The organism is Stenotrophomonas sp. STEN018 (assembly GCF_056760235.1).
Genome location: NZ_JBRREK010000030.1, coordinates 51,871 through 65,587, shown reverse-complemented (window position 1 = coordinate 65,587; position 13,717 = coordinate 51,871). Strand labels below are relative to the sequence as shown.

The 13,717-nt window shown below is 64.3% G+C and carries 13 protein-coding genes and 1 pseudogene; 9 read left to right on the top strand and 5 right to left on the bottom strand.

Annotated elements, in window-relative coordinates; translation table 11 throughout:
• Nucleotides 1–80: 80 nt before the first annotated feature.
• A pseudogene (locus tag ACVOMB_RS12955) lies at nt 81–794 on the bottom strand (Hpt domain-containing response regulator).
• Nucleotides 795–919: 125 nt separating this feature from the next.
• On the opposite strand from ACVOMB_RS12955, the gene rlmD reads away from it, so the two are divergent.
• From rlmD to ACVOMB_RS12910, 9 genes are all read left to right on the top strand, one after another.
• Nucleotides 920–2,260, top strand: a complete 1,341-nt coding sequence (gene rlmD / locus ACVOMB_RS12950) for a 23S rRNA (uracil(1939)-C(5))-methyltransferase RlmD (protein ID WP_481531552.1) — start codon at nt 920–922, stop codon at nt 2,258–2,260.
• Nucleotides 2,261–2,263: 3 nt separating this feature from the next.
• Entirely contained in the window at nt 2,264–2,749 is a 486-nt protein-coding gene (locus ACVOMB_RS12945; RefSeq protein ID WP_481531551.1) for a CYTH domain-containing protein, read from the top strand.
• Between the two features lie 186 nt (nt 2,750–2,935).
• The gene (locus ACVOMB_RS12940) at nt 2,936–3,631 is read left to right on the top strand and encodes a DsbA family oxidoreductase (RefSeq protein ID WP_481531550.1); all 696 of its coding nucleotides are present in this window, start codon (nt 2,936–2,938) and stop codon (nt 3,629–3,631) included.
• 79 nt (nt 3,632–3,710) lie between these two features.
• Nucleotides 3,711–4,718 (top strand): beta-N-acetylhexosaminidase, encoded by a 1,008-nt coding sequence (nagZ, locus tag ACVOMB_RS12935; protein ID WP_481531549.1) that lies wholly within the window; start codon nt 3,711–3,713, stop codon nt 4,716–4,718.
• Nucleotides 4,718–5,272: a hypoxanthine-guanine phosphoribosyltransferase gene (locus ACVOMB_RS12930; RefSeq protein ID WP_481531548.1), complete on the top strand. Its 555-nt coding sequence runs from the start codon at nt 4,718–4,720 to the stop codon at nt 5,270–5,272. The genes nagZ and ACVOMB_RS12930 overlap by 1 nt, the downstream gene beginning before the upstream one ends.
• Before the next feature lie 101 nt (nt 5,273–5,373).
• Nucleotides 5,374–6,120 (top strand): S-methyl-5'-thioinosine phosphorylase, encoded by a 747-nt coding sequence (locus tag ACVOMB_RS12925; protein WP_481531547.1) that lies wholly within the window; start codon nt 5,374–5,376, stop codon nt 6,118–6,120.
• A 90-nt stretch (nt 6,121–6,210) separates the two neighbouring features.
• Nucleotides 6,211–6,417, top strand: coding sequence for a transcription antiterminator/RNA stability regulator CspE (cspE, locus tag ACVOMB_RS12920; protein ID WP_481512635.1), 207 nt, complete (start codon nt 6,211–6,213; stop codon nt 6,415–6,417).
• Between the two features lie 77 nt (nt 6,418–6,494).
• Entirely contained in the window at nt 6,495–7,733 is a 1,239-nt protein-coding gene (locus ACVOMB_RS12915; RefSeq protein WP_481531546.1) for an FAD-dependent oxidoreductase, read from the top strand.
• 62 nt (nt 7,734–7,795) lie between these two features.
• Complete coding sequence (locus ACVOMB_RS12910; protein ID WP_481531545.1) at nt 7,796–9,436, top strand: acyl-CoA dehydrogenase family protein; 1,641 nt, start codon at nt 7,796–7,798, stop codon at nt 9,434–9,436.
• Here ACVOMB_RS12910 and ACVOMB_RS12905 read toward each other — a convergent pair whose 3' ends face one another.
• The 4 genes from ACVOMB_RS12905 to ACVOMB_RS12890 all read right to left on the bottom strand — a co-directional run bounded on the left by ACVOMB_RS12905 (nt 9,437) and on the right by ACVOMB_RS12890 (nt 13,662).
• The gene (locus tag ACVOMB_RS12905; protein ID WP_481531544.1) at nt 9,437–11,134 is read right to left on the bottom strand and encodes a sensor domain-containing diguanylate cyclase; all 1,698 of its coding nucleotides are present in this window, start codon (nt 11,132–11,134) and stop codon (nt 9,437–9,439) included.
• A 162-nt stretch (nt 11,135–11,296) separates the two neighbouring features.
• Complete coding sequence (locus ACVOMB_RS12900) at nt 11,297–11,692, bottom strand: hypothetical protein (RefSeq protein ID WP_481531543.1); 396 nt, start codon at nt 11,690–11,692, stop codon at nt 11,297–11,299.
• A 331-nt stretch (nt 11,693–12,023) separates the two neighbouring features.
• Complete coding sequence (locus tag ACVOMB_RS12895) at nt 12,024–12,365, bottom strand: hypothetical protein (RefSeq protein WP_481512630.1); 342 nt, start codon at nt 12,363–12,365, stop codon at nt 12,024–12,026.
• A 121-nt stretch (nt 12,366–12,486) separates the two neighbouring features.
• On the bottom strand, nt 12,487–13,662 hold the full coding sequence (locus ACVOMB_RS12890) for a thiolase family protein (protein WP_481531542.1): 1,176 nt from the start codon (nt 13,660–13,662) through the stop codon (nt 12,487–12,489).
• Nucleotides 13,663–13,717 lie beyond the last annotated feature (55 nt).

Sequence of the window (13,717 nt, the reverse complement as noted above, 5' to 3'; positions counted from 1 at the left end):
GCCATGCTCGGCAGAGGCTTTACCGGGAACGCCCCTTGCCGAGCATGGCTCGGCACTACACGGGCGCAGTCTGCAATTGATCAGCGCAGCAAGGCGCTGACGGCGCTGCCGAATTGTTGCCTTGCCTGCATCGATGCCGGATCGTGATTCAGCTGGCGCACTGCAACCGCCAAGCGTGAGGCACCAACAAAACCTCAACTGGCCTGCAGCTTGTGCAACTGGGCATGCAGGGCTTTGTCGTCATGTTCTTCAAGCGCATGACTGACCGCGTCACGGGTGCCGGGCAACTCGGACAGGAACAGTTCGCGCAACGCACGCACGTGTGCCTGTTGCCCGTTCAGGGCATTCATTGCGGCGGATTCATCCCAATCCAGTGCAGCCTCGGCAATGATGCCATTGGTTTTCGCAGTGGATTTGCTCAGCGCACGGCGCACGCTTTTGAGCAGTGAGTCGCGACTGATCGGCTTGACCAGGGTCTCCTGGAAGCCGGCCTGCTGCAGACTTGTCTGCATTTCCTGGCTGGTATCGGCGGTATGTGCCAGCGCACCGGTGTGCGGATATAGGCCACGCAGACTGTGCAACAGGTTGGCACCGTTGCCGTCGGGCAGGTTCACATCGAGCAGCCACAGGTCGTAAGTCCCGCTTTGTGCGCAGCGCAGCGCGCTGGCGCAGGAGTCGGCGATATCAACCTTGGCCGGTAGCGATTCCAGTACAAACTGGAAGAAGCCTTGGCTGGTCATGTCGTCCTCGACCAACAACAGGCGCGGCACGTTTCCTTGGTGATGCGTATTCATCTGCTGCCTCCATGTCAGCTACACCCCGCATATTAGCGATGGCGCGGCGATCTGCAAGCCATCGGGGGTGTTCACGTTAAGCATCTGCGACAATGGCCGCCCTTTTGCCCGCAGCCTGTTGCCACGTGGCCCGATCCAGATCCCCCCGCATAGACAAGACCCCGTTCCAGACCGACATCCTCGACCTGAGCCACGATGGCCGTGGCGTTGCCCGGCGCGAAGGCGAGGGTGGCAAGGTCACCTTCATCAGCGGCGCGCTGCCGCAGGAAACGGTGATGGCCGAGCAGACCGGCAAGAGCCGTCATTTCGATGAGGCCAAGACGGTCGAAGTGCTCAAGGCCTCGCCGCACCGCGTCGAGCCACGCTGCCCGCATTTCGGCGTGTGTGCTGGCTGCGTGCTGCAGCACCTGGAAGAGTCGCAGCAGATCGTGGCCAAGCAGCAGGTGCTGACCGACAACCTGACCCGCATCGGCCACGTCAGCCCAGGCACGGTATTGCCGGCGCTGGTCGGCGACAGCTGGGGTTATCGCCGCAAGGGCCGCTTCTCGGTGCGCCGCGTCGAGAAGAAGGACAAAACGCTGGTTGGTTTCCGCGAACTGGATCCGCGCTTCGTCGCCGATCTGTCGCAGTGCCTGACGGTGATCCCGGAGATCGGCAGCAAGGTGGGCGTGCTGTCCACCTTCATCGAAACGCTGGATGGCAAGCGCGATATCCCGCAGATCGAATTCATCGCTGGCGATGCTGCCATCGCCTTGACTGTGCGCCATCTGGCGCCGCTCAGCGATGCTGACAAGCAGGCGTGGATCGCATTCGGGCAAGAGCATGGCTTTGCGATCTACCTGCAGTCCGGTGGCCTGCACACTGTGGCACCGCTGTGGCCGGCCGAAGGCGTTGCACTGTCGTTCGCGCTGCCGCAGTGGGACGTGGAACTGGCGTTCCGCCCGCTGGATTTCATCCAGGTAAACGCCAAGCTCAACCAGCAGATGATCGCGCATGCGCTGACCTTGTTGGATGCACAGCCTGACGAGCGCGTGCTCGACCTGTTCTGTGGCCTGGGTAATTTCACCTTGCCGCTGGCGCGCAGCGTGCGCGAAGTGGTGGGCGTGGAAGGCGAGGCGGGACTGGTTGCACGTGCCAAGGAAAACGCCGAGCGTAATGGTCTGGCCAATGCCGAGTTCCATGCCGCTGATCTGACCCTGGATCAAAGCGAAGCAGCGTGGATGAAACAGGGCTTCGACAAGCTGCTGCTCGACCCGCCGCGCTCGGGTGCGATCGATGTGCTCAAGCAGTTGCCGCTGGAGCAGTTCAAGCGCATCGTCTACGTGAGCTGCCATCCGGGTTCGCTGGCACGTGATGCTGGTTACCTGGTCAATGAGCGGGGCTTCACCCTGGTCTCGGCAGGTGCGATGGACATGTTCCCGCACACCGCGCACGTGGAAAGCATTGCCGTATTCGAGAAGAGGTAAGCGGTGGGTATCGAGATCGAACGCAAGTTCCTCGTCACCAGCGATGACTGGCGTGCCGCTGCGCACGCCGTCATCCCGATGGCGCAGGGCTATATCAACGATATGGCGGCGATGGACAGCGGTGCGCAGAAGGCTTCGGTGCGCGTGCGCATCCAAGGCGACGAGGCCTACCTGAACATCAAGTCGCGTGAGCTCGGCCACACCCGCCAGGAATTCGACTATCCGGTGCCGGTGAGCGAGGCGCGTGAACTGCTGGCGCTGTGCGTCGGTGGCCTGATCGACAAACGTCGGCATCTGGTTCAGCACGGCGGCCTGCTGTGGGAAGTGGATGAATTCCTCGGTGACAACGCCGGGCTGGTGGTGGCCGAAGTGGAGCTGGAGAGCGCCGACCAGGTGTTCGCCAAGCCCGACTGGGCCGGCGCCGAAGTAACCGACGAACTGCGTTATTACAATCTGGCCTTGGCATCGAAGCCGTACAGCCAGTGGTGAAACGGCTGTAGTGCCGAGCCATGCTCGGCAGGGGCTTCACAAGCAAACCCGGTAGTGCCGAGCCATGCTCGGCAGAGGCATTACCGGTAAAGCTTCAGCCGAGCATGGCTCGGCACTACATTCGGCATTGCTGGTAAAGCCCCTGCCGAGCATGGCTCGGCACTACATTGGATATTAGGAACTCTAATGCGCATCGATATCTGGTCCGACGTCGTTTGCCCTTGGTGCTGGATCGGCAAGCATCGCTTCCAGCGCGGTCTGGAATTGCTGGGTGTCGACGCGCCTGAGATCGAGGTGCGTTGGCATCCGTTCCTGCTCGATCCGGACGCCGGTACCACCCCGGTGCCGTTGCTGGAGGCCTACGCGGCCAAGTTCGGCGGCGCCGAACGCACCAAACAGATGCTGGCGCAGACCCAGAGCGCAGCCCAGGCCGAAGGCCTGCCGATGGATTTCAGCAAGGGCCAGGTCAAGGTCAGTACCTTGCCGGCGCATCGGCTGATGTGGCTGGCCGGTCAGTACGGGGTACAGGAGCAGGTCGGTGAGGCGCTGTTCCGGGCGCACTTCGCCGAAGGCCGCAATCTGGCCGATCCGCAGGTGCTGATTGCCGCTGCCGCGGCGGGCGAGATCCCGGCCGAGCGGGTGCAGGCCATGCTGGCTTCGGACGAAGGTCTTGCCCAGGTGCAGGCCGGGATTGGTCAGGCGCAGGCGCTGGGCATCCAGTCGGTGCCGACCTTTGTGATCAACGGCCAGTACGCAGTGCAGGGTGGGCAGCCGCCGGAAGTGTTTGCCGACGTATTGCGGAAAATTGCCGCCGAGCAGGCGCCGCAGGGCGCTGCCAACCAGGATGAACAGGCCTGTGGCCCGGATGGCTGCAGCGTCTGAACGCGGGCTCTGACGCGGCGGGCGCCATCTGCGACAATATTCCGCTACGCCGCAGTCTGCGGTGGATGGGAGTCTTTACATGCTTTTGATCGGCGTTGCCGGTACCGAACTGACCGCCCAGGAGCGTGACTGGCTGCAGCATGACGCGGTGGCCGGGGTGGTGCTGTTCAAGCGCAACTTCGCTTCGCGGGCGCAGGTGGTCGAGCTGACCACGGCGATCCGTGCCGCCACCGCGCGGCCGCTGCTGATCAGCGTGGACCAGGAAGGTGGGCGCGTGCAGCGTTTCCGCGAGGGCTATGCCGATCTGCCGCCGCTGCAAGGCTTCGGCGAGCTGTATGCGACCGACCCGGACGGCGCCTTGGCGCTGGCCGAACAGCACGCCTGGCTGATGGCCAGCGAAATCCGCGCCAGTGGCCTGGACCTGAGCTTCGCACCGGTGGTGGACGTGGGTCACGGCAACCTCGCCATTGGCAACCGTGCCTTTGGCGAAGACCCGCAGGTCGTCGCTGCCTTGGCCGCGGCCTATGTGCGCGGCATGCATTCGGTCGGCATGGCTGCCACGCTCAAGCATTTCCCCGGGCATGGCACCGTGCGTGAAGACACGCATGTGGACACCGCGGTCGACCCGCGGCCCTTGGCTGAAATTGAAGCGCATGACCTGATACCGTTCCGGGCCGGCATCGCTGCTGGTGCCGACGCGGTAATGATGGCGCACGTCATCTATCCGCAGGTGGCGCCGGAACCGGCAGGCTACTCCTCTCGCTGGATCAACCAGATCCTGCGTGAGCAGATGGGCTTCCGTGGCGTGGTGTTCTCCGACGATATCGGCATGGCGGCCTCGTTCGCTGCCGGTGGGGTCAAGGCCCGCGTCGATGCGCACCTGGATGCTGGCTGCGACGTGGTGCTGGTCTGCCACCCGGAGCTGGTCGAAGAATCACTGCAGGCCGTAGCCGGCCGCAGCTTGAATACCGCCGCCCTGTTGAGCCTGATCGGCCGCGGGGCGATGGGTTGGGGCGGCCTGCTGGCCGATGCCCGCCATACTGATACCCGTAATCATCTGCTTGAAAACCTTGGAAGAACCGTCTGATGTCCAGCAAACTCACTCTTGAACAAGCCGTGGCCCAGGCCGACCTGCTGGTCGACCGCCCCACCATCGACACCGCCATCGCCGGCATCGCCGACGCCATCGCGCGTGACTACAAGGGCGAAGTGCCGGTGTTCATCTCGATCATGAACGGTGCGCTGCCGTTCGCCGGCCAGCTGGCATTGGAGCTGGGCGCGCGCGGTCAGGACGCCCAGTTCGACTACATGCAGGCCTCGCGTTACCACGGCGAGAACGGCGGCGATCTGGTCTGGAAGCACCGCCCGGTGTCGGCCTTGTTTGGCCGCCGGGTGATCCTGGTCGACGACATCCTGGACGAAGGCTTCACCCTGCAGGGCGTGCGCGAATGGTGCCTGGAGCAGGGCGCCACCGATGTGCGCATCGCCGTGCTGACGGTGAAGAAGCACGATCGCTGCCTGCCGGGCGTCAAGGCCAATTACGCAGGCATCGAGCTGCCGGATCGCTTCGTGTTCGGTTTCGGCATGGACGTCAACGAATCGCTGCGTTCGCTGCCGGCCATCTATGCAATGAAGCAGTAATGCCGGCGGCCGATGCTTGCCATCGGCTTTTGGTTTGATCGCGGCTGGGCCACGCCAAGGGCGTGGCTTGCGCGTGCCCAACGAGAACATCAGGAATGAGCATGGAACCTATCGCCCTGGCCGTTATTGGCGGCACCGGTGTGTACAAGCTGGCGGCGTTGGACGATGTGCAGACGCACGACGTGCAGACCGTCTATGGCGCCCCCTCCGGACCAGTCCGGGTTGGCCTGTTGCACGGCCAGCGCGTGGCGTTTCTGGCCCGGCATGGCGAGGGCCACTCGATCCCGCCGCACAAGATCAACTACCGCGCCAATCTGGCTGCGCTCAAGCAGCTGGGTGCAACACGAGTGTTGGCCTTGAACACCGTGGGTGGTATTGGCGACGACTTCGGCCCGCGCGTGCTAGCCTGCCCGGACCAGCTGATCGACTACACGTGGGGTCGGATTTCCACCCTCAGCGAGGAAGAAGGCAGCGAGGTCCTGCATGTGGATTTCGGCCATCCCTACACCCCGTCGTTCCGCGCCAAGGTGCTGGCGGCGGCCAAGGCCAAGGGCGTGGCGATGCAGGATGGCGGCTGTTACGGCGCCACCCAGGGCCCGCGCCTGGAAACCAATGCCGAAATTGCCCGGATGCGCCGTGATGGCTGCGATCTGGTCGGCATGACCGGCATGCCCGAGGCCGGGCTGGCGCGCGAATTGGGGTTGGAATATGCCTGTCTGGCGATTGTCGCCAATTGGGCGGCTGGCTGCGGCGACGCCGCGGAGATCACCATGGCCGAGGTTTTGGCCAATGTGGAGGCAGCTTCGTCCGGTTTGCCGACTTTGGTGGGTGAATTGGCCCGGGGGTGATTGTCATCCCGGCTTAAGGTTTGCATACTCCGCCAGTGCGCTTCATTCAGCGTGCATCAATCCATTCATCGAACAAGGTCTCGCATCACCATGCCGAACGGTACCGTCAAGTGGTTCAACGACGCCAAGGGATTTGGCTTCATCTCACCGGAGGACGGCAGCGCCGATGTCTTCGCGCACTTCTCTGCGATCAATTCCAAGGGCTTCCGCAGCCTGCAGGAAGGCCAGCGCGTCAGCTATGACGTGACCCAGGGCCCGAAGGGTGCCCAGGCTTCGAACATCATGCCGGTCGAGTGATCGACCCGCATGTGCGGAAAAACCCCGCCTAGGCGGGGTTTTTTTTTAAGGATGCAGTCGCCAAGGGAGGGGCTGTAATGAGCAAGACACTGGATATCGCCATCGTCGGCTACGGCACGGCCGGGCAGGCGCTGGCCGTGCTGCTATCGCGCGATGGGCACCGGGTGCAGGTGTTCGAGCAGGCCGCAACGCCGGGCCCGGTAGGTGCAGGCTTCCTGCTGCAGCCCAGTGGCCTGCAGGCGCTGTGGCAGATGCAGTTGATGCCGCAGGTGCTGGGGCACGGCGCGGTAGTGCGCCGTCTGTATGGCGAGACGCCGTGCGGCCGTGCGGTAATGGACATGAGCTACGCCGGGCTGGATGCACGCCTGTGTGGCGTGGGCATGCAGCGCGGGGCGCTGTTCTCGCTGCTGGATGCGGCCTGGGATGCCGGCCCGTCGCTGCACGTGGACAGCCGCATCAGCGCTATCGACGATACGTTGCAGCGCGTGCAGGACCAGTGCGGACGTTGGCATGGCCCATTTGATCTGGTGATCGCCACCGACGGCTCGGGCTCCGGCCTGCGCGCGCAGGTGCAGGGCACCAAGCTCGACCGGGTCTACCCGTGGGGCGCGCTGTGGTGCCTGTTGCCGCGCGGCGATTGGCAGCATGGCGACGAGCTGCGCCAGCGCTATGTGGCGGCGCGCAAGATGATTGGTCTGTTGCCGGTGGGTAACCGCCCGGGCGACAGCGAGCAACGCCTGAGCTTCTTCTGGAGTCTGCCTCGCGATGGTTTCCAGGCCTGGGAACGCGACGGGCTGGAGCCGTGGCTGGATGAGATCGCCACGCTATGGCCGGAAGCGCGCGAGCGCCTGGCCGGAGTAACGCTGCAGGCGCAGTTGGCCCGCGCCAGCTACCGCGATGCGGTGATGCAGCGCTGGTACCGCGGGCGTCTGGTACTGGCCGGTGACGCGGCACACTCGATGAGCCCGCAGCTGGGGCAGGGCGTCAACATGGCGTTGATGGATGCGATGGCGCTGCGCGACGCCTTGCGTGCCGAGCAGAACATTGATGCGGCGTTGGCGCGTTACCAGCACCAGCGCAAAGCGCATGTATGGCTGTACCAGTTCTGGAGCCGCTGGCTGACGCCGATCTTCCAATCCGATCACAATTGGATCGCCAATGGCCGGGACCTGCTGTTCAAGCCAATGGGGCGGATGCCCGGCGGGCGTGGTCACATGCTGCGGGTACTCAGTGGTACCCAGCATGGTCTGTTCGGCAAGCTGGCGCTACAGGATGAATTCATTGCCGCGCTGGCCGAGGTCGCGCAGAAGCGCTGAATGGCGCGCCAGCAGCGCGCGCTTGCGGCAGAATCAAGGGCGGTCCTCCCCGAGTCGCCGCCATGCTGCCGCAGCCGCCTCCGTTTGAAACCCACGTCGTCGACAACCAGCCGCCGCCGTTTGCCGAGCGCGATCTGTGGCAGGACGATCTGGCCTTGCAGCAGTGCGTGCAACGCGAGGGTGCTGAGTCCTTTGCTGGCGCTTTGCAGCACTACGGTGTACTGGCCGGTGGTGAGCTGTACCGGATTGGCTTTGAGGCCAATCGACAGCGGCCGCTGCTGCGCACCCACGATGCGCACGGCAACCGGATCGATACCGTTGATTTCCATCCTGCCTACCATCGGCTCATGGCGACAGCGAAGACCCGTGGCGTGGCCGGGCTGTCCTGGCGCTCAGCGCAGCCCGGCGCGCATGTGGCGCGTGCGGCGCTGAGCTATCTGCACCATCAAGCCGAAGCCGGCACCAGTTGCCCGCTGACCATGACCCATGCGGCGGTGCCGGTGTTGCGTCAGGAACCTGCGCTGGCCGAATGGGCCAGCAAGGCGGCAGCGCCGTTCTACGACGCCCGCGACCTGCCGATCGGCGACAAGCCGGGCATCACCGTCGGCATGGGCATGACCGAGAAACAGGGCGGCTCTGATGTGCGCAGCAATACCACCTTGGCGACACCGTTGGCGGGCGAGGGCGAGTACAGCCTGGTTGGGCACAAGTGGTTTTTCTCCGCGCCGATGTCCGATGGCTGGCTGGTGCTGGCGCAGGCACCGGGTGGATTGAGCTGCTTTCTGATGCCGCGGCGGCTGGCCTGCGGGCGGCGCAACAATTTCCATCTGATGCGCCTGAAGGACAAGCTCGGTGACTGGGCCAATGCCTCCAGCGAGGTCGAGTTCTGCGGCGCCTGGGCGCGGCGCGTCGGCGAAGAGGGGCGCGGCGTGGCAACCATCATCGAGATGGTGATGCTGACCCGGCTGGACTGCATGCTGGGCTCGGCCGCGCAGATGCGCATGGCCCTGGCGCAGGCGCTGCATCATGCGCGGCACCGGCGCAGCTTTGGCAAGCTGCTGGTCGAGCAGCCGTTGATGGCCAATGTGTTGAGCGATCTGGCAATCGAGTCGGAGGCGGCGACCACCTTGGCGATGCGTGTGGCCCGCGCTGTGGATGGCGCGCCGCAGGATGCACATGAAGCTGCATTCGCACGCATCGGCACTGCCATCGGCAAGTTCTGGATATGCAAGCGCGCACCAGGCTTCGTCAACGAAGCGCAGGAATGCCTGGGCGGTGCCGGCTATGTGGAAGAGTCGATGTTGCCGCGGCTGTACCGGCAGGCGCCGCTGAACTCGATCTGGGAAGGCAGCGGCAACGTGCAGTGCCTGGATGTGCTGCGTGCCTTGCAGCGCGAGCCGGAAACGCGTGTGGCCTTGCTGGCTGAGTTGCAGCAGGTCGCGGGCCGCATCGATGGCTATGATCGCGCGCTGTCGGCTGCACTAGCTCAGCTGCAAGGTGCCGAATTGGCCCAAGCCGATGCACGTACGTTGGTCAGCGATATCGCAGTGCTGCTGCAGGCAGCGGCGTTGCTGCGCGCGGACAGCCCGCTGGCAGCGTTGTACGTGCAATCACGCCTGCCGCGTGCGGCTGGCGTCTACGGCGTGCTGCAGGCCGCAACGCCGTTTGCGGACATTCTGACGCGTGCTTTGCCGCAGGCCTGATCAGCCGGCGCCATCCAGCGCCGGGTCAAAGCGCAGTACCTGGTTGCGGCCGCTGCGCTTGGCCCGGTACAGCGCGGCATCGGCTTTGCGCAGGAGGGTGAGGCCAGCCACGCCATCAACCGGATACGTCGCCACGCCCAGCGAGATGGTGATCGGTGGCAGCGTCTTGCCGGAGAACGGCACACTCATCTGCGACAGGGCAAGGCGCAGTTCCTCGGCTTGACGCAGGGCATTGCTGCTGTCCGACTCGGGCAGGATCACGGTGAACTCTTCGCCGCCATAGCGGCAGGCGATGTCTTCGCCGCGCAGACGCGAGCCCAGCAGTTGGCCGATGGCAGCCAGCAAGGCATCGCCGCCACCGTGACCGTGGGTGTCGTTGAACTGCTTGAAGTGATCCACATCCAGCATGATCACCGACAGTGGGAAGTCGCGGCGGCCGCAGCGGGCGATTTCACGGGTCAGTGATTCTTCCAGATAGCGACGGTTGTACAGCCCGGTCAGCGGGTCGCGGATCGACTGCAGGCGCAGTGATTCGCGCAGGCGCAGATTGCTCAACGCAAGCGACAGCTGTTCCACCGCCGATTCGGCGATGTTCAGGCGCGGCAGCGGGCCGGGGCCAGCACCGGAAAGAAATAGAAAACCAATCTGTACGCCTTGGGCCGACATCGGGATGCAGGCGGTGGCCACACTTTGACCGTGTTCTGGTCGGCTGATATGCGGGCAGCTGGCATCGCGCAGCAGGTCATCAATCACATGCGGTTGCCCACGCCGTATCGCCCAGCAATCGCTGGGCGGCAGGAATGCGCTGGTTTCCACCAGCGGCTTGCCCCAGCTGACGATGTTCTCGACGCGATCATTGGAGGCGCGCAGCAGATAGACCGAGCCGGCGACATTGGGCATCAGCGCTTCCAGCGTACGCGCGCTGATTTCCAGGGCTTCTTCCGGGTTGGCGCAGCTCTGCAGCAAGCCGGTATAGCGGCCCAGTGTCTGCAGGTCGGCGCTGGAACGTTCGATCTGCTCCAGGTTGCCGGCCAGTTGCTGCGTAGCGCTTGCTGCGCGCTTCTCGGCGCGGCTGCGGCGGCGCAGCTCGGACAGCAGGATGCCGTAGACCGATGCGACCACGGCAAGGCCAAAGGGGATGCCGGCGAAGGCGAGCCCTAGTAGCAGGTCCGCACTGCGGCGTGAGCTGGCGGCGCGGTCCACCAGCCGGTCGTGTTCTTCCTCGACCATGGTCCGAACCTGCTCGCGGATGGCGCTGGTGGTGCGGAATGCGCTCTGGTTGATCGCGGCGCGTGCGGCGTCCAGCCCTTGGTCGTCGTAGATGTCGACGACGTGCTGGATCTGCTGCAGGCGCCGGTTCACCAGCTCATTGAGTTTGATTGCATTGCGTGCCTGATCGGGGTTGTCGGGGACCGACTTGGACAGGCTGCTCAACAACAGCGGCAGCCGTTCCACGCTCACCTGGTAGTCAATCAGATAGGCCTGGCTGCCGGTCAGCAGGTAGCCGCGCTCGGCCGATTCGGCATCGAGCACCATGGCCTGGATTTCATCAATCCGGCTGATGACTTCGTGGGTATGGGCGACCAGCCGTGCATCGGCGATGAACCTGCGCGCGCCGACGAATACACCGACGCCAATGGCGACGAACACCAGCGCCGAAAAAATCAGCGCGAATTTACTGCCCGTGTGTTTCCGCATCCGGCCCTTGACTGCATGATCGAGGTGATACGCACGTGCTGTCTACGCGGGCGTGATCACATGCCTGCCCGGATTGCGTGCATCCGGCCCCCTGTGGCATCACGCATCCAGCGCGAGCGTCACGCAGCTGTCATCGGCATGACAGCTGCGTGACGAAGTCTATCAATGCTTGGCGGCGTCTGCTTTTTCGCGCGCTTGCTTGGCTGCGTCGTGGGCGTGGTCGGCAACCTTCTGTGCTGCGTTGGCGGTAGCGGCGCTGGCATCGGCGGCGGCGTCCTTGGCTGCGACCGAGGCATCGTCGGCAGCCTTGGCGGTGGCGTCGGCGGCTTTGTCCAGTGCCTGTTGCGATTCGGCGGCGGCATTACGGGTGGCCGCGGCAGCTTGGTCGGCGGCGTCGCGGGTCGCATCTGCGGCGGATTCGGCCGCGCTCTTGGCCGCTTCGGCGGCGTGATCGGCAGCAGCGGCTGCGTCCTGCTTGGCCTGCTCGGCGTCATGGTTATTGCAGCCAGCCAAAGCCAGCACCAGGCCTGCGGTCAGTACGGGGACAAACAACTTCATTGCGCTCTCCTGTGTTGGGTCAACGTGCTCACCCTAGTGGCTGGCGTATTCAGATCACGTCAAGGCCGGATCAAGCGGTGTGATGCGCTCAAGGAGATCATGACCTTGGCAGCCAAGGTTGCTGCGCAGTGCGTATCTGCTCATCCCTGCCAACGGGTGCTGCTAGGAAACATGCTTGCAGATCAGCATGCCTTGGTCAGCGCGCATGGCAGCATTGGCGCGTTGAGGCCTGTTTGCCGTGAATCGTAGTGCTGTCTGGGCAAACCCCGCCCATAAGAAAAGCCGCTGGCGAACCAGCGGCTTTTCAAGACCAGCTTGGAAGCAGAAGTTATTACTTCTTGGCTTCTTCAGCAGCGTCCTTGGCCTGTGCAGCAACGTCTTCAGCAGCCTTGGCAGCGTCGGTAGCGGTGGCAGCAGCAGCGTCGGTGGTGGCAGCAGCAGCGGCGCCAGCAGCCTGGCCAGCAGCGTCAGCAGCGGTGGCGGCGGTGTCGGCAGCAGCCTGGGCAGCGTCAGCGGTAGCAGCGCCAGCGGTGGCAGCAGCGTCAGCAGCGCCCTGGGCTTCGGTTGCAGCGGTGTCAGCGGCAGCGGCGGCGTCAGCAGCCTGCTCCTGCTTCGAGCAGGCGGTCAGGGCCAGACCCAGGGTCATTGCGATCAGCAGCTTGTTGATGCTCATTTGTGAATCCTCGTCGTGAAATTAGGCAACGCGCCATTGCGCGCCGGGAACATGATGACAAGCCCATTTTGACTGTCAAGCGGTCCCGCATTCAGGTTTTGAATTATCTGAAATTTTCCAATCAAATCAATTCAATGGCGATGGCAGTTGCTTCGCCGCCGCCGATGCAAAGCGACGCAATGCCACGCTTGAGGCCGCGTGTGCGCAATGCATTTACCAGCGTAACCACCAAGCGGGCACCGGATGCACCGATGGGATGGCCCAATGCGCAGGCACCGCCATTGACGTTGATCTTGGCGTGTGGAATGCCCAGTTCGCGGATCGGTGCCATCGCCACCACGGCGAAGGCTTCGTTGATCTCGAACAGATCGACGTCGGCGATGGTCCAGCCGGCTTTTTGCAGGACCTTGTTGATCGCACCGATCGGCGCAGTGGTGAACCACTCCGGTTCCTGCGAGTGGGTGGCGTGTGCGGCAATGCGTGCCAGCGGCTGCACGCCGCGCTTGGCAGCATCGTCGGCGGACAGCAGCACCAGCGCGGCGGCGCCGTCGGAAATGCTGGAGGAACTGGCGGCGGTGACGCTGCCGTCCTTCTTGAAGGCCGGACGCAGGGTCGGGATCTTGCTGATGTCCGACTTGCCCGGCTGCTCGTCCTGGTTGAACTCGACCTCGCCCTTGCGGGTGGCAACCTTGACCGCAACGATTTCGTCAGCGAACGCGCCATTGGCCACGGCAGCCTGAGCGCGGGTGACCGACTCGATGGCGTAGGCGTCCTGCTCTTCGCGGGTGAAGCCGAATTTGGCTACGGTGGCTTCGGCAAACACGCCCATGGCCTGGCCGTCGTACGGGTTGGTCAGGCCATCCCATGCCATGTGGTCCACCGCCTGGAAGTTGCCGTAACGGTTGCCGGTGCGCGAGTTGGGCAGCAGGTGCGGGGCGTTGGACATGGATTCCATGCCGCCGGCAACCACGATGCTGGCCGAGCCGGCCTTGATCAGGTCGTGGCCGAGCATGATGGCCTTCATGCCAGAGCCGCAGACCTTGTTGAGGGTGGTGGCACCGGTGCTGGTCGGCAGGCCTGCGGCCAGCGCGGCCTGGCGTGCGGGCGCCTGGCCCAGGTTGGCGGGCAGCACGCAGCCCATGATGACTTCGGACACGTCGCCGGCAGGGATGCCGGACTGCTGCATGGCCGCGCTGATAGCGGCTGCACCGAGGGTCGGGGTGGGGACGCCGTTGAACTGGCCAAGGAAGGAGCCAATGGCGGTACGCTTGGCGGCGGCGATGACGATGTCAGACATGAGCAATCTCGGTTATACCTTTCGGCAATTATCGAACGTCTGCGGGATCGGGCAC

Excerpts from the sequence above, each read along its gene's own strand:
- ACVOMB_RS12940 (WP_481531550.1), top strand. The coding sequence starts at position 2,936 with ATGCGCATCGATATCTGGTCCGACGTCGTTTGCCCTTGGTGCTGGATC.
- nagZ (WP_481531549.1), top strand. The coding sequence starts at position 3,711 with ATGCTTTTGATCGGCGTTGCCGGTACCGAACTGACCGCCCAGGAGCGT.
- ACVOMB_RS12930 (WP_481531548.1), top strand. The coding sequence starts at position 4,718 with ATGTCCAGCAAACTCACTCTTGAACAAGCCGTGGCCCAGGCCGACCTG.
- ACVOMB_RS12925 (WP_481531547.1), top strand. The coding sequence starts at position 5,374 with ATGGAACCTATCGCCCTGGCCGTTATTGGCGGCACCGGTGTGTACAAG.
- cspE (WP_481512635.1), top strand. The coding sequence starts at position 6,211 with ATGCCGAACGGTACCGTCAAGTGGTTCAACGACGCCAAGGGATTTGGC.
- ACVOMB_RS12915 (WP_481531546.1), top strand. The coding sequence starts at position 6,495 with ATGAGCAAGACACTGGATATCGCCATCGTCGGCTACGGCACGGCCGGG.
- ACVOMB_RS12910 (WP_481531545.1), top strand. The coding sequence starts at position 7,796 with ATGCTGCCGCAGCCGCCTCCGTTTGAAACCCACGTCGTCGACAACCAG.
- ACVOMB_RS12905 (WP_481531544.1), bottom strand. The coding sequence starts at position 11,134 with ATGCGGAAACACACGGGCAGTAAATTCGCGCTGATTTTTTCGGCGCTG.
- ACVOMB_RS12900 (WP_481531543.1), bottom strand. The coding sequence starts at position 11,692 with ATGAAGTTGTTTGTCCCCGTACTGACCGCAGGCCTGGTGCTGGCTTTG.
- ACVOMB_RS12895 (WP_481512630.1), bottom strand. The coding sequence starts at position 12,365 with ATGAGCATCAACAAGCTGCTGATCGCAATGACCCTGGGTCTGGCCCTG.
- ACVOMB_RS12890 (WP_481531542.1), bottom strand. The coding sequence starts at position 13,662 with ATGTCTGACATCGTCATCGCCGCCGCCAAGCGTACCGCCATTGGCTCC.